Below are 20594 nucleotides of genomic sequence, written 5' to 3' on the forward strand. Positions count from 1 at the left end.
GGAGCAGAGGGGATAGTCCCAGACGCAGATGCTTTTGATAAATCAGTTTATTTCTGGCAGTATTCACGCCTACCGGGGGGGAGTTTACACGTCCCAGTAGAGGTACATGTCTTAAGAAGCCACTACGGGTGTGTGCCCGCTGGTTGTCCAAACCCTTCCCATCAGACCACTCTAGACAAAGGGCTTTTGGCCGACGGCAAATCCCATTTATACCAATGCAAATACCTACTGGCATCAGGATAGCATGAACCGGTCTTTACTCGGATGCCTACTTAGTTAAGTTACACTCTGGTAATCAAGAAGATAGTATGTAAAATAATAGATGTGGATAATCCCTCTCTACCTATTCGATAATTTTTAGTTATGACTATATAACTCTTAATTATATTCGCCTGACGCATAGACAGATCACGTTGCGCCCGGACACCATGCGGAATCTCAAAGATCACACCAGTTACAACACCAACCCCTTTGCAGGTGAGAAGAAGGCCTATGCCCGCTCGGTGTTCCAGCCCGACGACTACACGCTCAACCTGCTGATTTCGCTCTCACCCAGGGCGCTGCGGGTACTGCTCGTCATTGCCGCCCGCGTGGATGCCAGCACGGGCCTGAGCTACTGTCCGACCCGCGAACTGCGGACGCTCTTCAGCCATCATTCGGCCAATATATCCCGGGCCAAGACCGAACTGCTGCGGGCCAGGCTGGTCGCCTATGGCAAGGCCAATCACACCTTCTACGTTAATCCGGCGGCTTTCAGGCCCATCCACCTCACTCTTGAGTAATGAGTTGCTAGAGTATAATCTATACCTATGAATCCAGCCGCCAGGTAATGCTGGGTAGCTTGTAGTAAGTCTCGTTGGTTTGCTGGTCGTGTAGGACGAGCATCAATACGCCCCCCAAATCGTCCAGGTAAAGTTGATGATTTGGGGTCGATTCAAGAATGGGTATGGCAGGTTGTTGGTTTAGGTGAGTTGGTTGGTCATGGTCCAGTGTTGGAGTAGCTGCTGGAGTTTCTGCGCGTAGGCATCGGGCATCCGTACATCGAAGGCCAGGGCCTGAATGGCCTCCACGTCCTGCGCCCATTGCCGGTGTCGCTCATCCCAGGTTTGTAGGCAAAATAAGACCTCCTCGAACTGGCTGTTGCTCCAGTGGGGCAGTTGTTGTAAATCGACCAGTCGTCGCTTTTGGACAGCCGCAATGCTGGCTATCTGGTCAGGAGTGAGGTTACTGAGGTTAATCATAGTTGTGTTTCCGGTTGTTGTGAGGCTAAGCCCAAGCGGTTAAAAGGCGGGTACTTTCGCTGCCAGTCAAAGAAATCCATTGGCTTAATCATCGGTACGGCGTTAGGCGGGGTTGGTTCGTCCCATTCGACGGGGTAGGTATCGCATGAATCAAGCGTCAAGCGTTCGAGCTGAGATTCAGTCGGGCGAAGGATCGAGCCGGGATTGACTCTGTGGTCGGCGATGATGCTGACAATAATAGGGTCACAATCAGACTTGGCTACGCTGCTTTCACGTTTAAAAGTAGCCCGTCCCGTTTTTGGGACAACAGATGTAGCTGGTTCGGCATAAATTGGCTGTTGTTTACCATCGCGAATCCCATCGCGAATCGTTCGATCTGCGGCCCGCACATCAGCAACATTCGGTTTTCGCCGGATGGCATCCTCCAGCGCAGTTATGGCATCGGCTTCATCCAGTACCCCACCAGCAATGTGTCCACCAGCAGTAAAGGCAGCCCGGTTTAGCTGGGCGTGTTTCTGGCCATCGGGGGCATCCTCGATGAGACGTACACATCGCTGAAGGGCGTTGCGGGTAAATTCACCCGATGGGAAGCGGTAGGCTGGCCGGTCGTTGCGTGGAGCAATTGGCGGAGGGGTGTATTGACCTGACATAACCCCCGCAGCTTCGTTAAAATACGGCTCGGCATCGTAACTGACGTACCGTAAATGCGTTGGGTTATTGCCTTTGCTGCCATCTAAGGCAATCCCAAACTTTTGACTGAATAGCCGTTGCAGATACCGAAAATGAGCCACCAAGGTTTCGGGCGTTTGTCCGTCAGGCAGACGAGCGACAAACCATACCCCACCCCGAACGGAGTACGAACAAAGTACCACGTAAGGTAGTCGGGCAATATGCCGCTTTAACTCGTTCATGTCAACGTCGGGGTTATCCTGCTGGTCAATGTCTCCCATCAATAGCGGCCATTGGTGGTTCACCTGCTCTTTAACGGGAAAGCCTTTCGTTCGGTGGTTGAGCAGGGCAACAGGAGTAAAGGCTCGTAGCTTTTTCTTTAAGTCCTTTTGCCGATGCTCATCCAGCTCCTGGCGGATTACCTCAATAGGTTCTTTGTAAAACCCAGTCGTGGTTATCCGTCGCAGGGTAGTTACATCCTCTGGCTGTTTCTTGTAGGTATCGGCAAAGATGCTGATTGGTACATCTAACAGGTTTGGGCGGAGGGTCTGATTGTCCATGCTGCTAACTGCTAAAGTTGGTGCTAAATTGATTTTGGCAGTATCAAAAGTTACTGCTAACTGCTAAGGGCCATATAGGGGGGTTAGCAGTTAGCAGTAACTTTTAGTCGGGTTCCTGCTCGATTAATTCAAGCCGGTAATACTGTTGCTTACCATCCCGGTATTCACCTAATCGAACGTTTCGACCCTGTTCATCGGTCATCGGTGGCTGCTCCTCGACAACCAGTTTTAGCCGTTTACGGATGGTTGCGTTGCTGGCCTTAAATTCGGCTTCGAGTGTCTCGACTACCTCTCCTTTGGTTAGCGGACCATCAGCCAGTAAACTTGTCAGGCGGTCGGGCACATCCTCTCCGTTGGCCTTGTGTTTGCGTTGATGAATATAGCTGGCAATGTCATCGGCGCCCGCCAGCCGCAGGCCATGGGATTCCTTACAGAATTTTAGAAATAGAGGGTCGGGGCGTTTGCCTCGTCGCAGTTTGAGATAACGGAGTTTTATTAGTTCAGTTTCGTTGCCGTTTGCGTCTTTCTCGAAACCAATTTGTAAAACTGTACTTGCCTTGTTAGCCGCTTCGGTGCCGGTATGTCCCCTGGCTTTTTCAGTGCCTGGGTTCTGGTGAATAACCAGCAAAAACGTTGCGTCGTAGTTATCGCAGAGGTTGCCCAAAAAATCAAACAACTTCATCGACTCTTTGGGGTCGTTAAAATCCCCGATGGCATCAGTCACTACGTCAATCAGGCAAAATAGATGCAAACTCGTTTGCTTCCGAACGTGATGGATAAACGTTTCAATGGCATTGAATCGGTCTTTGCGTTCTTCCCCCTTGATGGAAGTAAAGCGAAAGTGTTCGGGCTTTTCGTCTAAGCGAAAGCCCGCCCGAAGTTTTATGCCCTGAACGGCGTAGGGCAACTCCTCCGTAAGATTGCGCTCAGTGTCGATGTAGCATACACAAAAGCGTTCCAGCATGGCCTTTTTAAACTCCAGAAACTGCGGATCGTTATTATCATTACCTGTCAGCATCAGCGCAGCCAAGAGTTCAGCCAGTCGGGACTTATGAGAGCCAAAAGCACCCTGGATGATATTCGCAGTACCCCGTCCAATGATACCAGATCCATCCCGGCTGATTAGTGGTGGCGTAAATACAACCTGCTGTGTTGCGGCATTCCCCAACACCTGCTCTTTGGTTAGCAGGCGCTTCAGGAGATTGGACGATGAATCGGAATTGTTACCTGTTTTTTCGCTGGACTTTTCTTCGGCATCCGGTTGTTCCGCCGTGTTTGGGGGCGGCTTCTGGTAGTCGTTGTCTGACTCCTGTTCGTTAAAGTTAATATTGCCAGTCTCCGCCAGTTCTTCGTCCGACATATTAAAAATAGGAGGACGTCGGGACTCTTGTCTATTAGATTCATAAAACGGCGCAGCGTTTTCTTCGGAAAGCAATTTTCGATAGAGGTCTGCTGGCCAGTTTCCAATCGTTGTGGCATCGGGTCGTTTTGCTGTTTCCTCTGAATGAAATTCGAAAAACTTAGAAGGATTTTTTTCGAGACGCCGGTAAAATTTGCCATTTGTTCCGGCGAAAAAATTGGGTAGTAGCTCTTGCGTGAGAGGCTGGAAATGAGTAGATTGCATTGATTTTGAGCTTGTTAGTAAACGGATAGTTTTGCTGTGGTGGGCGGAGCTATCCGTTTGCATTTGGGAGAGTGGTGAGGAACACGCGCAGGTCGTCGATGTTGGCGACTATAAATACAGAAGAGTTGGGTTCAGAGGGCACGGGCGGGCCTTCCCCGGATAGGGGTTGGAGAACGATTCTAAGCTGTTTTCGCCCAATTTCGGCCCGAATTTGCAGGCCAAAGTCAGCTTTTTGGAGCAGCCAAATACATCCGCCGACAGCTTTTATTTCGTGAGCGACGCTGGTTGCTAAAACCGGCTGGCGGGTGCTAACGGGGTGGGTTTGTACAAACTCAAACACGATTGCGCCCCTCCTTCCGACGTTCCGATGGCTTCTTATGATTTACATACCCCTCAGCTACGGTAGATAATTCGGTGAAAGTCTTGATGTGTTGGTCCTTAAGCCACTGATCGATTTCACTTTGCAAAAAGACCAGTCGTTTGCCCATTCGCTTAAAAGGTATCTCGCGCCGTTGGACCCGACCATAAAGCGTCGTTACGGCTAACTGTCCTGGAAGGTATTGGCTCAGTTCTTTGATGCTTAACCAACGATCAGGAGCGGGGTGACTACGTTCATTCTGCGAAAGCACAGCGGCCTTTAAGTCATCAACTTTTCGGCCTAAATCAGCTACGAAAGCAGGTAGCTGAGCGAAAGTGAGGGGAGTGTTGTCCATATATTGCTAATACGCTTTTCAGATGCGTTGGGCAATATTATGGGTATAGTCAGTAGTCAGGGAGAAACAGTTATAGCAGGTACAAAACAGTTACAGCAGTTATTAAATAGTGGTGTCCCACTTAATTGGTGCGGCCTGTGAATTATTAAATTTTTTAAAAACAGTATCGAAATTATAATTAGTAAAGTTATCCGTCAGCAACCGGACGTATTTTGCTTTAGAATGCTTTGTTGGCTCATAAGTATAGTCGTTTTTGCATTTTTCATAGTATAGATAAAATAGTTTTTCAATAGATGTCCGTTCTCCGTTTGCTAAATTAAAAGTCTGTATGGGTACGTCTGTATTAAGTGTAAATGCCCGTTCGATGAACTTTTGAACCTGATCGACTGTCAGAAATGGATTGCCATTTTTGCTTTTAGTGTTTGCTAACTGCATGAACCATTTGTCAATAACACCTAATGACATGGGTGGATTGAAACGATTCTTTTTGCCATTCCAGTAATCATCGTTATCTTCTTGTCCTGCTGTCTCACTCGACGGCTGACAACGTAATCCTATCTGCCGGTTAACTTCGTTCAGGCATTCAATTAGCGATTCTTTCTTTAATCGGATTGCTTTTTTAACGATGGGAGATGGGAGTGGTTTGTCTTCAAAACTGAGTAAAAGTGTGAGAAGGTCTTTTAACACATTGAGTTCTTCTACTCTTTTCTTGCCGCTGATGTGGCTCAACGCTTCTGTTATCCACCGACCTGTGTTACGGATAGTAAGGTCAATCCGATTAATTACTTCATCTGGGTTTTCTCGTGCAAAACGCTCTTCAATAGTACCAATAGTTAAGCATTCAAATAGGTAACCGGACATAGCAAGTTCTAAATTATTGTCAATGAACTCAACCAATCTTGTAAATCTGGCCGCATCCCCACGAGTTGTTTCGATGGCGTATGCCTGATCAACAAACCGTCTGAAGAAGAATTGAACGTCGGTGCTATTGTCAGATAACGATAGCGTAATTAGTTCATCGGATACAGAATTTACTTTACCCAAAAAATAGTCTCCGGCGTGTTCTAAGATGACAATATTATCCAACAGTGATTCCCAATGGTCAGGGTGAATGAGTAAACCCCTCACAGGAGACCAGTTGATTCCCCATTCCTTACTACTATCCAAGTCACAGTTAAACTCGTGAAGCTCATCGAAATTGATTTTTGCCCGTATTGTATTGAGTTTTGACAGCGTAAGTAGACGGCTCATACTTTTCTATTCTATAGTTTAATGCGGTCGGCGGCTCCGCGCTTTAAATAGTCTACGATCTGAGAGAAAATCTGGACGGGGAGAAGAAAGGGGCAATTCCAGTCCTACAAGTGCATCTTATTGGCCGCTTCACGTTTTTTAGAATCGACTACCTTAGCATAGATCTGAGTCGGCGTAACGCTGCTGTGGGTCATCATCTTGGAAGTCGTAAACAGGTCTGTCCCCATTGTCAGCTGAAGCGTTGCGTAGGTGTGCCGGAAACAGTGAAAGCCAAACTTCTTAGTTTTGCCGGCGTTCGCAATCCACTGCTTAAGCACCCTCCCACAATGAGCGGCATAATTGAGCCCGGCAAACACAAGCTCGTCCGGTTGCCCAGGACCACCCAATAGTTCAACGGCCATGTCAGCAATGGGCAGAAACTCCGCCCCCTGCGTTTTCTTCTGGCGAAACTGAATACTGTATCCGTCCCCCTGCCGGTAGCGTAGCTCGCCCCACGTTAGCTTATGAATATCCGAGAAGCGCAGGCCCGTCAGAGCAGCAAACAAACCAGCCTTCTTTAAGACAGGTACTGCGCAGTCTGCCTCAGCCACTGCCGTTAATTCTTCCTGAGTTAAATACTCCCGGTGGGATTCCTTTCCTTTGATTCGGTCGATCTGGGCGTCGAGATCAATCGAAATGTATTCGTCTTTATAGGCCTGGCGCAGGGCTGCCTTAAATTTGTTAAAATAGCCAGCCGATGAGTTCAAGGCCAGCGGCTCATCATTACGCTGACTCTTGGCCTTACTCATATATTCTTTAAACTCCCTGCACTTCTGGGCAGTGAGATCAGTGAACCGTAGCGTTCCACCCGTAAAGTCTTTTAGATACAGTAAAGAGCAACGCCAGTTATTTCGGTTGCTGCCCGAGCGTTTATTGGCAAGCTGCTCAAAATAGCGCACGAAACAGGCATTCCGTTTTCGCGTAGAGAGAAACCCGAACGCTTCCTGATGGACCGCAAGCTGCCGCCTGGCCCGGATGCCCTCAGCGATTGCAAGGGTGTCTTTGTTGAGTTGTTTGTCACCCGTCGTTTTGGGTTTATCGACGATGTACATACCCAGAAACTCCCGGCGCGTCGGCTTACCTGTATCAGGATGGGTAATGGCTGGATAAAAATCTAAGTAAATCGTTTTGCGGCCTTTTGAAATTGGCTTACTCCGCAGCGTTACTTTTATCATAAAGGCTCTGGGTTAACCTGACTGGCAGTAAGCTCAGCCAGAAGTTCATCTATTTGCGCTTTGGGTACGTAGGCGTATTTACCCTTATACTGCTTCGGAATGCGGTTCCGTCGAATAACTTCGTAGAGTGTCTTGCTCGATACACCGTATTTCTGCTGGGCTTCCTGGAGCAAATAGCACTCAGACAAGGGTATCGTTTCGGTCGGTCTATCCGGTGCAAACGGAATAATAAGCTGCCCCGTGAATAGCCGGTCAATATCAGACCGGCGAATCAGCGTTTTTTTCACGTTCAGATTCACGGCCAGCAGCGTCCCGGCCTGGATCATGTTATAAATCGTCTGGCGCGAACTGTTGAGTAGCTTAGCCGCATCCCGGACTGTCAGGAACTCCTTCGCTTTTACCCGCTCAATCGCCTGCACCTCGGTACGAGTCTGCATCTGCCGATCACTGCCGTCTACCTTCACCGCTTTCTGGCGGACCGCATAGGCCTGCTTCGCGCACTGTTTGCCGCAGGTTCTTGTGACGGTTGTTCGAGCCTCGAACTCTTTCCCGCAATACTCACAAATGCGCTTTAATCGGATTGAAGATGGCATGTTAAATAAGCTTACTATAAATCAAAGTGTACCGTTATGGTTAAAAGTGTCAAAGAATTTCGCAGTATAAGCACTATAGTGAGCAATAATCTGGTGATGAGGTACAACGAAGGTACAAATAATTGCTTAATAAACTAATATTATTACTGACTAAACGAGTAGTGTTCTGCATAAAAAAAGCCCTGTTAAGGGCTGTATGTGGTATTTAGTCGTATAATGGATATAGGTTGTTCAGTACAGTCAGTTTCCTTCCTTAAAAAACACCCGTTTAACCCGTTCGCTTACGCCCGTCAGGATTTCGTAGGGAATGGTTCCTATCCGTTCTGCCAGTTCGGTGATGGGCAGTTCGGCACCAAAAAGTACGACTTCATCCCCTTCTGTAGCCGAAGCGGCTGTTACGTCAATCATCGTCATATCCATGCACACATTCCCCACCGTTGGACAGCGCGTTCCGTTCACCCAAACGTCGCCCCTACCATTACCGAGCCGTCGGTCAAAGCCGTCGGCATAGCCAATGGCGAGGGTGGCAATCCGGGCATCGTGGTCGAGAACACCCCGGCGGCTGTATCCCACCGACTCGCCCGCCCGAACGATTTTTAGCTGACTGATAACCGTGCGGAGTGTGCCAACGGTTTGGAGAGCCGACTGTTCGGTTGCACTGGCTTCGACCCCATACAGGCCGATGCCTACCCGGACCATGTCAAATGTATAGGCGGGAAACCGCACGATGCCTGCCGAATTGAGCAGGTGGCGCATAGGTTTATACGCCAAAGCGGCTTCGAGTGTGGCCGTGCTACGCAGGAACGTTTCGTACTGTTTCCGCGAAAACGAGTTAAACTGGGCGTCATCGGCGCCAACGAGGTGGCTGAATACCGTTGCAACGTGCAAAGCCGGGTTATTTTTCAAATAGTTGGCTACATCGTTCAGTTCGTTTTCCAGAAAGCCCAGCCGGTGCATACCCGTGTCGATTTTCAGATGCAGGGGGCGCGGGGCCGCAGCCCCCCCTGCACCGGCCCCCGTGCTCCCGGCTACAAACGCTCCCCACGCCTGCAGCAGCCGCATACTGTAAATTTCCGGCTCCAGGTTGTAATCGAGCAAAGCAGCAAACGTTTCGGGGCGGTCCAACGATCCGGCGGGGTTCATAACCATAATGGGCAGCTCGATGCCGTTCTGCCGGAGCGATATGCCTTCGTCGGCATAGGCAACAGCCAGGTAATCGACCCGGTGAAACTGAAGCAGTTGCGCCACTTCGGCACTGCCGCTGCCGTAGGCGAATGCCTTCACCATCACCATCAGTTTTGTTTTACTCCCTACTTTTTCGCGGTAATAGTTCAGGTTATGGGTTAAGGCATCGAGGTTGATTTCGAGTACCGTAGCATGCACTTTTCGCTCCAGCCGATGCACAATCCGCTCGAATGAGAAAGGCCGCGCCCCCTTCACCAGAACGGCACTGTCGCGCAGGTCGTGGAACGGAAATCCGCTCAGAAATTCGTCGGTAGTTGTGTAAAACAAACTATTGGGTGCAAAGTATTGGGCCTGTCGGCTCACAACCGGCCCAATACCAACGAACTGCTCTATTTTGTTCGCCCGGATCAGCGCACCCACCTGCTGGTAGAGGTCGCCTTCGGGTTGCCCGGATTGTAGCACATCCGACAGAATAACCACCTGTCGCGTGCGCGTGCGCTGTTGATTCAGGAAGCTTAGGGCAAGTTGCAACCCGGCCACGTCGTTGTTATACGAATCATCAATCAGCATACAGTTGTTGATGCCTTCTTTCTGCTCCAGCCGCATCGACACGGGACGCAGTCGGTTGAGTCGGGTTTGCAGGTCAGCAGCCTCCCACGAACGCAGCAACAGCATGGTGATTAGGCAATGCAGGAGATTCTCCACCGACGCGCGGTCGGTGAAGGGCAACCGCAGGTGAAAGCTGCCCGCCTTACCCGTCAGGCTTAGCTGACCCTGCTGAAGTTCCGCCTGCCAGGAGGCCGGTTTGCCCGTCAGCGACCACGTAACGCATTGCAGGGCCGGATTGACAGCCTTCAGCAACAGGTTGACTTCCTCGTCGATATCGGCAAAATCGCGGCAATAAATCAGGGTATCAACGCGCGTGAAGAGCCGGAGTTTCTCGGCAATTTTCTGTTTTCGGGTCCGAAAGCCACCGTCGTGGGCCGTACCGATGTTGGTAAAAATACCAATCGTTGGGCGAATGATGGCCTCCAGTGCCTGCATCTCGTGCGGCTGGGAGATACCGGCCTCAAAGATTCCCAGCGTATGACTTTCGTTTAGCTGATGTACCGACAGCGGTACGCCCAACTGCGAATTATAACTTTTGGGACTTCTGGCCACCACAAAATCATCGGCAAGGAGTTGCGCGAGCCACTCTTTCACAATGGTTTTGCCATTACTGCCCGTTATGCCGATAACCGGAATCTGAACCTGTTGCCGATGGCTGGCCGCCAGGGTTTGCAGGGTTTGCAGGCTGCTATCGACTTCGATAACCTTCGCATCCGAATACTTACTCAACTCGGCCCGGCGGTCGGGCGTTAAGGCTGTGCGTTCGACCACAAACTGGCGAATGCCTTTCCGGTACAACTCACCAATGAAGTCGTGCCCGTCGTGGTGTTCACCCCGAATGGCAAAAAAAACGCTGTTCGCTACAGGCCCGTCAGCGGCATTGGTTGTCACCTGTCGGGAGTCGGTGAGCCATTGTTTATTCAGTAAATCAGGAAGTTGAGTTGTCATCGTTTTCACCGGGTGCAGTACATTTGCCGTGCCCTTTATCCTTACATCCAGCCGCGTCGCCTGAAATAAATAACTTCGCCAACGGCAATAAGGAGCATTAGGCCACACACCACGAAATAGCCGTTTTGGGTGCGGAGCTCGGGCATATTATCGAAATTCATCCCATAAATACCGGCAATAAACGTCAGGGGAATAAAAATAGACGAGATGATGGTCAGCGTTTTCATGACCGAGTTCATGCGGTTACTGACAATGGCGTAATACACATCCGTCAGCCCGGCAATAATTTCGCGGTACGAATCGAGGGTTTCAATAACCTGACTGACGTGGTCGGATAAGTCGCGCAAAAAGGGCATTGTGCCGTTCTGAACCAGGTCGGATTCGCCACGCAGCAACACCCCAAGCACATCGCGCAGGGGATTGACCACCCGCCGAATGTAGGCCAGTTCGCGTTTGAGCGCATAAAGCGTGGCCAGCGTTTGCTGATTGGCCTGTTGCTGCACAATATGGTCCTCCAACTCGTCTAATTTGTCGCCGATACGCTCGGTAATCAGCAGGTAATTGTCCACAATAACGTCCATCAGGGCGTAGAGCAGGTAGTCGGCCCCGTTGGTCCGGGTTTTCCCCGACGAGGCTTTGATGCGTTTGATAACCGGCTCGAAAATATCCTTCGTGCGCTCTTCCTGGAATGAGATCAGAAAGTTTTTGCCCAGCACTAAGCTAATGTGTTCAGCGTCGATTTCCTGCCGCTGGCTGCTGTGATGCAGCATTTTAAGGGTAACGAACACCACCGTATCGTCGTAGAGGTCGAACTTTGGCTTTTGCTCGGTATTCATCACATCTTCGAGCAGCAGTGGGTGCAGGTGATAGTGCTTACCCAGTGCTGCCACGACCGTAGGCTCGTGGATTCCATCGACATCGAGCCAGTTCACATACGGTGTTTGGGCAGCAGGCAAGCGGCAGGCGCTGAGTTTGCTGCTCTCATCGATGTGGTAATCGGTCGCATTGTACTCGATGCGCTTGATTTTTGTGCCGTGTTCAATCTCTTCGCCTACGTAGGTAAGCGTGCCGGGCGAGGTGCCGAGGGTTTTCTCAGCCGAGCGGTAGCGTCGGTGTTTCGACATAACGAGTTAACTGTTCCAGGTTCCAGGTTCCATCCGGCAAACCTCAACCGTTGAACCTGAACCATTTTTGGACCCAAAGATAAACCAACTACGCGGCACGTTGTCGAATGTTCAAAAAAACGTATCTTACCCGTATGTTTTGCCGACTCTTCCTCTTCGTCACGACAGCCGTTGTGCTCACAGCCTGTAGCAGCGGCCAAACTGCCTTCAGACGCGGTCATTTCGACCTGGCGGTTAAAAAAGCCTCGAACCGGCTCGATCAGCGGCCCGGCCTGACCAAACGCGGGTATATTCTGGCCCCGCTTGTGCTCAAACAGGCCTTCGAGCGGGCTTATGAACAGCATCAAACGGCCATTCGGCGGCTTTCGGTTCCAACAAACACCGATGCCTTTCGCTGGGAAGTCGTTTATAAAGAATACACGGCCCTGCAAACCTTAACGGATAATGCCAGACGATGCACGGGTTGCACTGAGTGGCTGGCCGCTTATCCGGCGTCGTATGCCGACCGGCAACGCGACACCCGTGAGCTGGCCGCTGCCGACCGCTACGAAGCCGCCGAACAAGCTTTTCCTTACCGCGAAGAAAACCGCCTGGCAGCTAAAGATGCGTACTTAAACTACCGCAAAGCCCTGGAGTGGGTGCCCGACTACCGGCAGGCCCACGGCAAATCGGAAGATGCCCTGCCGTTTGCCATTCTGCGGGTGGTTATCGAGCCGCTGAGTCCAACGAATGAAATCAGTTCGGGCGACAATCGGGAATTGCAGGGGTTGATCTTTCGGCAGATTGGCCGGAATCCAAGTCCGTCTAAATTTGTACGGCTCTACCCGCCGGATGAGATGGCCGGTGATGGATTTCCGATTCATCAGGCGGTACAAATGCAGGTAACGGATTATTCGCCTTATGGTGACAACACGTCATCCTCCTGCACAACGGTTTACAGCAATCAGGCGTATAAAGTTGGCGAGAAGAAAATCAACGATACCACCAAAGTGGATATTATGGAGAAAGTGCAAGGCACGCTAACCACCTACCAGCGAACCATTTCTGCCGGCATAACGCTTCGTATGCGGGTTATCGACACCGAGTCGGGCAACGAACTTTGGCACGATGTTGTTTCGGAAAGCCGAAGCTGGCAAACCGAATGGCAAACCTTCAGTGGCGATGAGCGGGCCTTGAACGGTCAGTCATTGGCAACGGCAAACGCGTTTCCGCCCTCGCGCTGGCAACTCTACGACAGTATGCGCGATGAACTGGCCGACGACGTGGCCCGACGATTGCAGTCCAAATATTCAACAGACTGACTATTAATCGTTTTTCTTATAGCTAAGAAGCTGTCTAACTTTCTTAAAATTACCTGCGAATTCCCGTTGCTGTGTCCTCACAGCAACCTACGCGTCAGCCACCGTTTGGCCTACCGGGGAGGTTGCTGTGAGGACACAGCAACGGGGAACCCACACCTAATTTGAAAAATTTAGACAGCCTCTATTACTCGTCCAATTTTGCTTCTACAACTCCTTTTAGTTCTATTGGTACTGATAGTCAAATGTTTACAACCTAAAGAATCCACGTTGGCGACGTACTAATATCATTGAACTCCGTTTATTCTTCTCATTCCTCTTTATGAAAATTTTCTTTTCCCCGGCTGGCCCATGCCTTACCCTACTCTTATTCATTCAGACTCTTGTAGCAGCGCAGCCAGCCGGTCGTGCTTATGTGGTCATCGGTTATGTAACGGGTAACGGCTGGACGAAGGACCAGATTGATGCCCAAAAACTGACGCATATCAACTACGCCTTTGCCATTCCGGCACCTACGGGCGAACTGGCTCCGCTACGCGCCAAAGATGAAGCGAATCTGGCCGCCCTGACTTCGTTGAGGACTGTCAATAAAAATCTGAAAATCCTGATTTCAGTGGGTGGCTGGGGTGGCTGCAAGTACTTTTCTGATGCCGCCCTGACCGATGCGTCGCGCCGAACGTTTGCCAACAGTGCCACGGCACTGCTCAAAAAACACAACCTCGACGGCGTCGATATTGACTGGGAGTATCCCGATCAGGTTGGTGCGGGCAACATCTTCCGCCCCGAGGACAGGCAAAATTTCACGCTGTTTCTGAAAGCCATCCGGGATCGGCTGGACGAACAGGGTCAGCAGGATAACCGGACCGGTTCCAATCACTATCTGCTGACAGCCGCCACCGGGGGCGACACGGCGTTTGTCAACCATACGGAGTTGGGCAACGCCCAGCAGTACCTGGATTACGTCAACATCATGACCTATGACCTCTATCATGGCAACGACAAAGTGACCGGCCACCATAGCCCGCTAAGCCAGTCGGCTAAAGGCGATCACGCGCGCAACAGCAGTGCCGATGCCGTTGAGGGGCACATTCGGGCGGGCGTACCAGCCAGCAAAATCGTGCTGGGCCTCCCCTTCTACGGGCGCGGCTGGGCCGACACCCGCGCTCAGGACAACGGCCTCTATCAACCTTCGACCGGTAAACACCAGTTTATTAGTTATGATGAATTAGTGGCGAAATACATCAACAAAAACGGCTTCACCCGCTACTGGGATGCCGATGCCAAAGCGCCCTATTTATGGAATCCATCGTCGCGCATGTTCATTTCCTACGCTGACCCCGAGTCGTTTATCCACAAAGTGAACTATGTCCAGTCGAAGCATCTGGCGGGAGTGATGTTCTGGGAATATACCTACGACCTACAGCAAAAGAGTGCGCTGCTGAATGCGCTGGTGCGGGATTTAGGGAAATAGAGGATTTGCAAACGGGGGATTTCACGGGCAATCCTGCTTTCCAATCAGCTTACAGTAGCATGACGTAGCCGTCCAGGCTACGTCACAACCGGTTCAAGTCGGTACGACATCACTTCAAATACGTCTCAAGCCAGTCAAAAATAGCCTGCCGGTTGGCATCGCTGTCAAACATGGGGCCGTAATGCGGAGCGCCCGGCACAATAATGAGCCTGTTTTTTACCTGAACTAGCGTCAGCCAGGAACTCAGCAACACCGACTGGGCTGCGGGTACCGATTCATCTTTTTCTCCCTGAATAATCAGGAACGGCGGATCGTTTTTATCTACGTAGGTTACCGGGCTGGCAATTTTCGCCAAATCGGGCCGGCGCAAGGGCGATGCGCCCAACAAGCGACTTTCGGGATTGGCGGCTGCCGTGTCCGACAGGGGTGCATCCCGGCGCATCATGGCCAGCAGGTCGGCGGGGCCATAGAAATCAATGACGGTTTTGATGCGGAACGATGGCTTTTTCCGGTTGACATAAAAATCGGATACTGAATTGTTGGCCGATAGGGCCAGCAATGATGCCAGATGCCCACCCGCCGAAAACCCAATCAAGGCAATTCGATTTCGGTCGTAGCCGTAGGTAGCCGCCTGCTGATACAGAAACTCCAGCGCCTGATTGCAATCCTGAATCTGAGCCGGAAACCGAGCCGTTGTGCTATACCGGTAGTCGATAGAGGCAAAGGCATACTCTTTTTCCAGAATCGACCGAACCGTATTTTTCATATAACTCATGTCGGCATACTTGTCGTTGAGCATCCACGCGCCCCCATGTACCCAGACGACCAAAGGGGGATTGGTGCCGGTTTTGGCAGGCAGATAAATATCCAGCAGGTGCTTTTTTGAGGTATCACCCGCATAGGCCACGTTTGCAACGAAGCGGGTGCCCGCCGGAAAAATCGCGTTAACGGGATTCGTTACCTGCGCCCTGCTCGCGGTGGCAACAAGCAGCAGGCAGAGCAGCAAAGCCTGCATCCATTTCCAGTGAAGTCTGGTTTTCATGGTTCGTGGTCGGGGAGTATACGAAATGATTCGAAAGATACAGGATTCACCGGGTTTTACCGGCGGCGACCCCGCCCGCCGGCCCGGTAAGCTCATTTAGCCGGGACATCGTGTTTGTCGGCCTAAGCCTTCCTTTCTTTGGTTCATCTGGCTGAAATGCCAGTTCACACAACCCAGCGCTGGATACGATGAGGCAACCCCTCAATTTTGGTCCAGTAAACAACACAAACAACAACCATCATGAACAAATTCCTCTCACTACTTGCTCTATCTTTTGTTACCCTGCCGCTGTTGGCCCAGCCAAAACCAGCGGCCCGTAAGTCAGCCCTTGCTGCACGGCCAGCGACGACCCGAACGGCCACCCCATCGGTGAAGAAGCCAGTTCCGGCCGCAAAACTCACGACTGCCCAGCCTGTATCTGCTGCGTCCGTTCGTCAGGAACAGCCGGAAACGGCCTATGTAGCCCCTCCTAAACCACAGGCTGTAGCCGCCAGTCGTCCGGCACCTCAAGTTATTCCCGCAAGCGCCAGCGAGGGCCGCTTCCGCATTGGCTTCCGGCTGGGTGGCAACTCATCCACCATCGGCGGGGTCGATGTTTCCGCTCTGGGCGAGGGTATTAAGCTCGCTCGTGTCACTGGCTTTCACGGCGGAGTAGTGTTCAATTTTGGTGGCCCATCGTTTTCGGTACAACCCGAAATTCTGTACACACAGTATGGCGTTCGTATGGCCGCTGGCTCTGATTATTTGCAGATCAAATACAGTATTGTCGAAGTGCCGGTGCTGTTGAAAGCCAGTTTTGGCCAACCTAACCTTCGGTTCTTTGTCAATGCCGGGCCGGTTATGACCTACGCTACGGGTGGAACGGTTTCCGTTCAGGAAGGCGGCCAATCCGACTCGCAGAAGCTGGATATGACGAACGAAGGCCGCCTGGCGTTTGGTGCGTCGGGCGGGGCCGGAGTAGCCCTGAAGGCGGGGCCGGGTTCGGTGCTGCTGGAGGCCCGTTATTCGTACCTGTTCTCATCCAATGACGCTGGCGCGACGCTGCATCCCCAAAATGCGATGTTGTCGATAGGCTACCTGATACCGTTGGGCGGGCGGTGATTGGCGGACAATTTGTCATACTCCGCTGCAATCACTCAATCTCAGGAGCGAATGCAGCGGAGTACGATTTTTAAGACTGTCCGGCGGCTTAACAGACGGCAAACTCCCTTAACTTGCCATCGGAAGCCTTTTTATCCAATTCGCCGACCCGTCTGCTATCAACTATGGAGGATTTAGCCCTCGCCCACCTTGCCCAGGACCCCACGATGGCCCGGATTATTGCGGAGACCTCAGCGCCAAAGGTCTTCAACGAGTATGCCGACGACGTGTATTTGGCATTGCTGGAAAGTATTGTGTCGCAGCAGATTTCGGTGAAAGCCGCCGATGCGATTTTTGGGCGTTTTCGGGCACTCTTCCCCGACAATTACCCCCACGCCAACGCGCTGCTGCTCAAAACGACCGATGAATTGCGGGCTGCCGGGCTGTCGTTTCAGAAACTCAGGTACCTGCAAAGTGTGGCGGAGTTTTCACTCAATAAGCCGATTGACCGGGCGCATCTGGACGCGATGACCGACGAAGAAATTGTGCAGTATTTGCTGCCCATCAACGGCGTAGGCCGCTGGACGGTTGAGATGCTGCTGATGTTCGTGCTCGACCGGCCCGACGTATTTCCAATTGACGATCTGGTGATTCGGCAGCGCATGATTCGCGCTTATCCCCAGGAAACGGAGGGGTTAACAGGCCGGGCGTTGTATAAGGTGCTGCAACAGATAGCCGACGCCTGGCGACCCTACCGGACAACTGCCAGCCGGTATTTGTGGCGCTGGAAGTAATAGTCGTCCGTCAGTAACGATTATAGCCTACTGGCTGACGACTACTTTTACAACTTTTTCACCTTCACGGCTACTTTCGAGCGGACCTTAATCAATAGTTGTACACCGTCGCGCTGAACAACAATGCGTTGCGGCACCAACTGAAAGGCGTCGATATCGAGGTCGGTTTTCTGACCGGCTTTCGCCCGGGCAAAGGCTGTCTCTATTTTTTCGGGAATGGTATCAATCTGCTGGCGAAGGGGAACTACTAAAGCCGTTTGAATCGTGTCGCGGAGGTTGTCGTGCAACAGCCAGTCGGCCGTGGCAAACAAATGTTCTTTCGTATCCACGTCGAAATCAACATTAACGATCCGGAGGGTATTCGTCAGCGTATCGTAGGCGGGTATACCGTGAAAATAGAGTGTGCCATTTACCGCCCCTTTCACGTCCGTTCGCAGGATCAGGTTTCGTCCGCTACCGTAGATCGACGCACGTTTGATGGTTATAGTACCACCCATCAGGTTCAGTTTTTGTTTGGTGAGGGTTCGGGTAAGTACATGGTTGATATCGGAATAGGGAATAAAGGCCAGTACCTCCAGCCGGGACGACGAGGGCAGTACATTCCGCCGTAGTAGCCGGGGTAATCGTTCCAGCGTATCGACAACCGGCCTCGGTCCCAGGCGGGTATCTACCCGGAATGCAATCTGAATGGGTACGCTGATTTGCCGCGAATTGCCCAGAACAGGGGCCGCAGCAATGCTAAATGGTTTGGGGAGCAGCCAGAGATTTTCAGGTACTTTGCTAATTCGGAGGGGCTTTTGCATATCGCGCCAGACTTTTCGCACCTGCCGGTCGAGTCGCAATCCGTTATAGACGGCGCTGTCGATGGCATGCTCTATTGCACCCCGCCGTTTCTCAAGTAAGCGTTCCGAGAGTTTCGTCACGTTAATTTTTACGCCCAGCACCCGCACGGCTGGTTTCTGAATCCAGTGGTAGTCTTCAAACGTCGATTTCGTTGCCAGCCGCCAGCCGGAACTAACGCCCAGCGGACTGGTGAAATTGACAGCCAGCGCACAAAATGGGCGACTTTTGCGGTTTTCACCTTTTCGCAGACCAATTGGATTACTGTACCAGACTTGCAGGGGAGCCGAAAAATAAACCCGCCGGTTGGCATAACGAATTTTCACCGGGCCGGTGCGCTCCACCCGAAATCGCCAGGCTTCTCCTTTCTTTCCTTCAAAGGCTTCTTCAGGAACAAGCGTTGTTGGCAGTGAGCGGTTTATTTTGTTCTCCAGATCGCGAATATTGAACGTTATCGTTCCAGCCATGTACGACACAGGGTCAGTGATGGGCGGCTCAAACGCTTCGGCAACGGGAATATCGGGACGAACGCGGTTGCATCCGTCCAGGCTACCGATAAAAACCAGTAACACAAAAAATCCGATGAGCCGTTGAGTAGTCATTACTACAAGAACGTATCAGATTAACAAAAAGTTATCTTAGGATAGTTATAGTCGCCTGCCCGCAACGACTACCGGCGGTTTCGCATCAGTAGCACAACCGCAGCCCTTTCCGCAGCCCGCCTGTTTTTTCGAGAAATTTCGATACATCCGGCTGCTTAGGTAGCCTACTGCTGCGGCAAAAATCAGGAAGATGATGAATTCCTGCATGATTTTAAATGGATAATGAATAAGGTGAACTGAATAACCTGCTGCTCAACTTCACTATACATTATCTATTATACATTTTTCTACAGCCAACCGTTCCGTTCGGCCAGCCGATAGGCGTGCTGGTAATGGTGCTCGCCGTGCCAGGCGTATAATCCGGCGACTTCCTGGAGTGAGTAAGTCCGCTGACTGCCAGGGTGATAATACGTTCGCTGTAAATCCGACTCCGTTAGTGAGGCCAGTATTTCGACCCAGCGAACATGCAGGTTTCGGAGAATAACCAGCGACGGCGCTACATCAAGTTTAGAATCAGGCAATTTGGCCCATTCACCTTCTTCGTAGGGCGAGATCGTTGGGTTTGTTTCGGTCAGGGCCAGTTTGGTGCGAACATAGGCGTTCAAGTGGCTGTCCGCTACATGATGCACCAATTGCCGAACCGTCCAGCCATCGGGCCGATACGGTGTATCGAGCCGGTCGTCGCCCCATTTTCCAACTAATTCGGTTAGTTTGATGGGGAACTCATCAATGGCGGCAATATGCTGTTGCGTGTCGGCCGACGAGAACATCTGGCCGGGAGCAAGCTGACCAATGGGATACCGGAGGGTGTCGAGGTTTTGCATGTGTGTTTGATTTAAAAAGCTGGGACACAGAGCTGCCCAGAGGAACACGGAGATACACAGCGGCTATTGATAAAAAATCTCTGTGTATCTCTGTGTCATAACTCGTTTATTCCCAATATTCCTGAATAGCCTGAATTAATTCGGGATGAATGCCGCAACCGGCAATCACGTCGCCCCGAAACAGGAACGCATCGCCCCCCTCGAAATCGGTGACGATGCCGCCCGCTTCCCGAACGAGCAGCACGCCAGCCGCCATGTCCCACGAGTGGAGGTTGTACTCATAAAACGCTTCGAAGCGGCCAGCCGCCACGTAGGCCAGGTCAATGGCGGCTGACCCCATCCGGCGCAGCCCGTGCGTTTGCTGCATCAGCGATTCCAGAATCTGTAAGTACCTCTGCATCTGCCCGAAGCGCGAGTATGGGAAACCCGTTGCAATCAGGCTTTCGCCCAGGTGGGTAGCGGGCGAGACCGCAAGCCGGGTTCCATTGCAGTAGGCGCCCCCACCCTGCCAGGCCGAAAAGCACTCGTTTCGGTTGGGGTCATACACCACCCCGGCAATGGGCGTACTGCCCTGCGCCAGCCCGATGCTCACCGAAAAAACGGGCAGCCCATGAATGAAATTGGCGGTTCCGTCGAGCGGGTCGATAATCCAGTTGAGGGCGTTCTGATCGGCCTCCTGCCCGGTGGTGCCTTCTTCGGTAATGAATCCGGCTTCGGGCAGCAAGCGGCTCAATCGCTCCACCAACTGCTTTTCGGTTTCTTTGTCCACATAAGAGACCAAATTATTCAGCCCTTTGTATTCGATGGCTTCGCGCTGAAACAGGCTTCGTTCCTGAAGCAAAAACGCCCCGGCATCGGTGGCAATGGTGCAGATGTCGCGGGTAAGAGTGGGTAGGTCGTAAGGCATTAGTC

The 20594-nt window shown here is 51.7% G+C and carries 20 protein-coding genes; 5 read left to right on the forward strand and 15 right to left on the reverse strand.

The features are described 5' to 3' along the window. Nucleotides 1–428 precede the first annotated feature (428 nt). Nucleotides 429–782 (forward strand): hypothetical protein, encoded by a 354-nt coding sequence (locus ACYVI1_RS00080; protein ID WP_460905240.1) that lies wholly within the window; start codon nucleotides 429–431, stop codon nucleotides 780–782. Between the two features lie 180 nt (nucleotides 783–962). Here ACYVI1_RS00080 and ACYVI1_RS00085 read toward each other — a convergent pair whose 3' ends face one another. The 10 genes from ACYVI1_RS00085 to corA form a co-directional block, all read right to left on the reverse strand. After that, a complete protein-coding gene (locus ACYVI1_RS00085; protein WP_460905242.1) occupies nucleotides 963–1241 on the reverse strand; it encodes a hypothetical protein in 279 nt (92 codons plus the stop codon). Then, complete coding sequence (locus ACYVI1_RS00090; protein ID WP_460905244.1) at nucleotides 1238–2470, reverse strand: BT4734/BF3469 family protein; 1233 nt, start codon at nucleotides 2468–2470, stop codon at nucleotides 1238–1240. The genes ACYVI1_RS00085 and ACYVI1_RS00090 overlap by 4 nt, the downstream gene beginning before the upstream one ends. A gap of 103 nt (nucleotides 2471–2573) precedes the next feature. Next, a complete protein-coding gene (locus tag ACYVI1_RS00095) occupies nucleotides 2574–3830 on the reverse strand; it encodes an AAA family ATPase (RefSeq protein ID WP_460905246.1) in 1257 nt (418 codons plus the stop codon). A gap of 313 nt (nucleotides 3831–4143) precedes the next feature. After that, a complete protein-coding gene (locus tag ACYVI1_RS00100) occupies nucleotides 4144–4434 on the reverse strand; it encodes a hypothetical protein (protein ID WP_460905248.1) in 291 nt (96 codons plus the stop codon). Continuing rightward, nucleotides 4427–4807 carry a helix-turn-helix transcriptional regulator gene (locus tag ACYVI1_RS00105; RefSeq protein WP_460905249.1) on the reverse strand — a complete coding sequence of 127 codons (381 nt, stop codon included), beginning with the start codon at nucleotides 4805–4807 and terminating at the stop codon, nucleotides 4427–4429. Before ACYVI1_RS00105 ends, ACYVI1_RS00100 begins: the two co-directional genes overlap by 8 nt. A gap of 102 nt (nucleotides 4808–4909) precedes the next feature. Next, a complete protein-coding gene (locus ACYVI1_RS00110; RefSeq protein ID WP_460905251.1) occupies nucleotides 4910–6058 on the reverse strand; it encodes a hypothetical protein in 1149 nt (382 codons plus the stop codon). 104 nt (nucleotides 6059–6162) lie between these two features. Then, a complete protein-coding gene (locus tag ACYVI1_RS00115) occupies nucleotides 6163–7272 on the reverse strand; it encodes a tyrosine-type recombinase/integrase (protein WP_460905253.1) in 1110 nt (369 codons plus the stop codon). Continuing rightward, entirely contained in the window at nucleotides 7269–7865 is a 597-nt protein-coding gene (locus tag ACYVI1_RS00120; RefSeq protein ID WP_460905255.1) for a helix-turn-helix domain-containing protein, read from the reverse strand. The genes ACYVI1_RS00115 and ACYVI1_RS00120 overlap by 4 nt, the downstream gene beginning before the upstream one ends. Nucleotides 7866–8105: 240 nt before the next feature. Next, complete coding sequence (locus tag ACYVI1_RS00125; RefSeq protein ID WP_460905257.1) at nucleotides 8106–10607, reverse strand: bifunctional UDP-N-acetylmuramoyl-tripeptide:D-alanyl-D-alanine ligase/alanine racemase; 2502 nt, start codon at nucleotides 10605–10607, stop codon at nucleotides 8106–8108. 41 nt (nucleotides 10608–10648) lie between these two features. Continuing rightward, a complete protein-coding gene (gene corA, locus ACYVI1_RS00130) occupies nucleotides 10649–11731 on the reverse strand; it encodes a magnesium/cobalt transporter CorA (protein WP_460905259.1) in 1083 nt (360 codons plus the stop codon). 134 nt (nucleotides 11732–11865) lie between these two features. Between corA and ACYVI1_RS00135 the strand changes: the two genes are divergently transcribed. Together ACYVI1_RS00135 and ACYVI1_RS00140 are read left to right on the forward strand one after the other, a co-directional pair. After that, entirely contained in the window at nucleotides 11866–13032 is a 1167-nt protein-coding gene (locus ACYVI1_RS00135) for a hypothetical protein (protein WP_460905260.1), read from the forward strand. Nucleotides 13033–13351: 319 nt separating this feature from the next. Next, on the forward strand, nucleotides 13352–14500 hold the full coding sequence (locus ACYVI1_RS00140) for a glycoside hydrolase family 18 protein (protein ID WP_460905261.1): 1149 nt from the start codon (nucleotides 13352–13354) through the stop codon (nucleotides 14498–14500). A 109-nt stretch (nucleotides 14501–14609) separates the two neighbouring features. On the opposite strand, the gene ACYVI1_RS00145 is transcribed toward ACYVI1_RS00140, so the two are convergent. Continuing rightward, nucleotides 14610–15542 (reverse strand): alpha/beta fold hydrolase, encoded by a 933-nt coding sequence (locus ACYVI1_RS00145; RefSeq protein ID WP_460905262.1) that lies wholly within the window; start codon nucleotides 15540–15542, stop codon nucleotides 14610–14612. A gap of 240 nt (nucleotides 15543–15782) precedes the next feature. On the opposite strand from ACYVI1_RS00145, the gene ACYVI1_RS00150 reads away from it, so the two are divergent. Beyond that, nucleotides 15783–16643 (forward strand): porin family protein, encoded by an 861-nt coding sequence (locus ACYVI1_RS00150; protein ID WP_460905264.1) that lies wholly within the window; start codon nucleotides 15783–15785, stop codon nucleotides 16641–16643. 164 nt (nucleotides 16644–16807) lie between these two features. Continuing rightward, nucleotides 16808–17416, forward strand: a complete 609-nt coding sequence (locus ACYVI1_RS00155) for a DNA-3-methyladenine glycosylase family protein (protein ID WP_460905267.1) — start codon at nucleotides 16808–16810, stop codon at nucleotides 17414–17416. Nucleotides 17417–17463: 47 nt separating this feature from the next. On the opposite strand, the gene ACYVI1_RS00160 is transcribed toward ACYVI1_RS00155, so the two are convergent. From ACYVI1_RS00160 to ACYVI1_RS00175, 4 genes are all read right to left on the reverse strand, one after another. Then, nucleotides 17464–18858 (reverse strand): DUF4403 family protein, encoded by a 1395-nt coding sequence (locus tag ACYVI1_RS00160; RefSeq protein ID WP_460905270.1) that lies wholly within the window; start codon nucleotides 18856–18858, stop codon nucleotides 17464–17466. Nucleotides 18859–18903: 45 nt separating this feature from the next. Further along, nucleotides 18904–19065, reverse strand: coding sequence for a FeoB-associated Cys-rich membrane protein (locus ACYVI1_RS00165; RefSeq protein WP_460905273.1), 162 nt, complete (start codon nucleotides 19063–19065; stop codon nucleotides 18904–18906). Between the two features lie 80 nt (nucleotides 19066–19145). Next, nucleotides 19146–19682, reverse strand: coding sequence for a YfiT family bacillithiol transferase (locus ACYVI1_RS00170; RefSeq protein WP_460905276.1), 537 nt, complete (start codon nucleotides 19680–19682; stop codon nucleotides 19146–19148). A gap of 106 nt (nucleotides 19683–19788) precedes the next feature. Beyond that, complete coding sequence (locus tag ACYVI1_RS00175) at nucleotides 19789–20589, reverse strand: inositol monophosphatase family protein (RefSeq protein WP_460905279.1); 801 nt, start codon at nucleotides 20587–20589, stop codon at nucleotides 19789–19791. Nucleotides 20590–20594 lie beyond the last annotated feature (5 nt).

It is taken from the genome of Spirosoma areae (assembly GCF_054781775.1).

Coding starts and splice junctions, on each gene's coding strand:
- ACYVI1_RS00155 (WP_460905267.1), top strand. CDS start 16,808: ATGGAGGATTTAGCCCTCGCCCACCTTGCCCAGGACCCCACGATGGCC.
- ACYVI1_RS00150 (WP_460905264.1), top strand. CDS start 15,783: ATGAACAAATTCCTCTCACTACTTGCTCTATCTTTTGTTACCCTGCCG.
- ACYVI1_RS00145 (WP_460905262.1), bottom strand. CDS start 15,542: ATGAAAACCAGACTTCACTGGAAATGGATGCAGGCTTTGCTGCTCTGC.
- ACYVI1_RS00140 (WP_460905261.1), top strand. CDS start 13,352: ATGAAAATTTTCTTTTCCCCGGCTGGCCCATGCCTTACCCTACTCTTA.
- ACYVI1_RS00095 (WP_460905246.1), bottom strand. CDS start 3,830: ATGTCGGACGAAGAACTGGCGGAGACTGGCAATATTAACTTTAACGAA.
- ACYVI1_RS00165 (WP_460905273.1), bottom strand. CDS start 19,065: ATGCAGGAATTCATCATCTTCCTGATTTTTGCCGCAGCAGTAGGCTAC.
- ACYVI1_RS00115 (WP_460905253.1), bottom strand. CDS start 7,272: ATGATAAAAGTAACGCTGCGGAGTAAGCCAATTTCAAAAGGCCGCAAA.
- ACYVI1_RS00110 (WP_460905251.1), bottom strand. CDS start 6,058: ATGAGCCGTCTACTTACGCTGTCAAAACTCAATACAATACGGGCAAAA.
- ACYVI1_RS00105 (WP_460905249.1), bottom strand. CDS start 4,807: ATGGACAACACTCCCCTCACTTTCGCTCAGCTACCTGCTTTCGTAGCT.
- ACYVI1_RS00170 (WP_460905276.1), bottom strand. CDS start 19,682: ATGCAAAACCTCGACACCCTCCGGTATCCCATTGGTCAGCTTGCTCCC.
- ACYVI1_RS00090 (WP_460905244.1), bottom strand. CDS start 2,470: ATGGACAATCAGACCCTCCGCCCAAACCTGTTAGATGTACCAATCAGC.
- ACYVI1_RS00175 (WP_460905279.1), bottom strand. CDS start 20,589: ATGCCTTACGACCTACCCACTCTTACCCGCGACATCTGCACCATTGCC.
- ACYVI1_RS00085 (WP_460905242.1), bottom strand. CDS start 1,241: ATGATTAACCTCAGTAACCTCACTCCTGACCAGATAGCCAGCATTGCG.
- ACYVI1_RS00135 (WP_460905260.1), top strand. CDS start 11,866: ATGTTTTGCCGACTCTTCCTCTTCGTCACGACAGCCGTTGTGCTCACA.
- corA (WP_460905259.1), bottom strand. CDS start 11,731: ATGTCGAAACACCGACGCTACCGCTCGGCTGAGAAAACCCTCGGCACC.
- ACYVI1_RS00160 (WP_460905270.1), bottom strand. CDS start 18,858: ATGACTACTCAACGGCTCATCGGATTTTTTGTGTTACTGGTTTTTATC.
- ACYVI1_RS00120 (WP_460905255.1), bottom strand. CDS start 7,865: ATGCCATCTTCAATCCGATTAAAGCGCATTTGTGAGTATTGCGGGAAA.
- ACYVI1_RS00125 (WP_460905257.1), bottom strand. CDS start 10,607: ATGACAACTCAACTTCCTGATTTACTGAATAAACAATGGCTCACCGAC.
- ACYVI1_RS00080 (WP_460905240.1), top strand. CDS start 429: ATGCGGAATCTCAAAGATCACACCAGTTACAACACCAACCCCTTTGCA.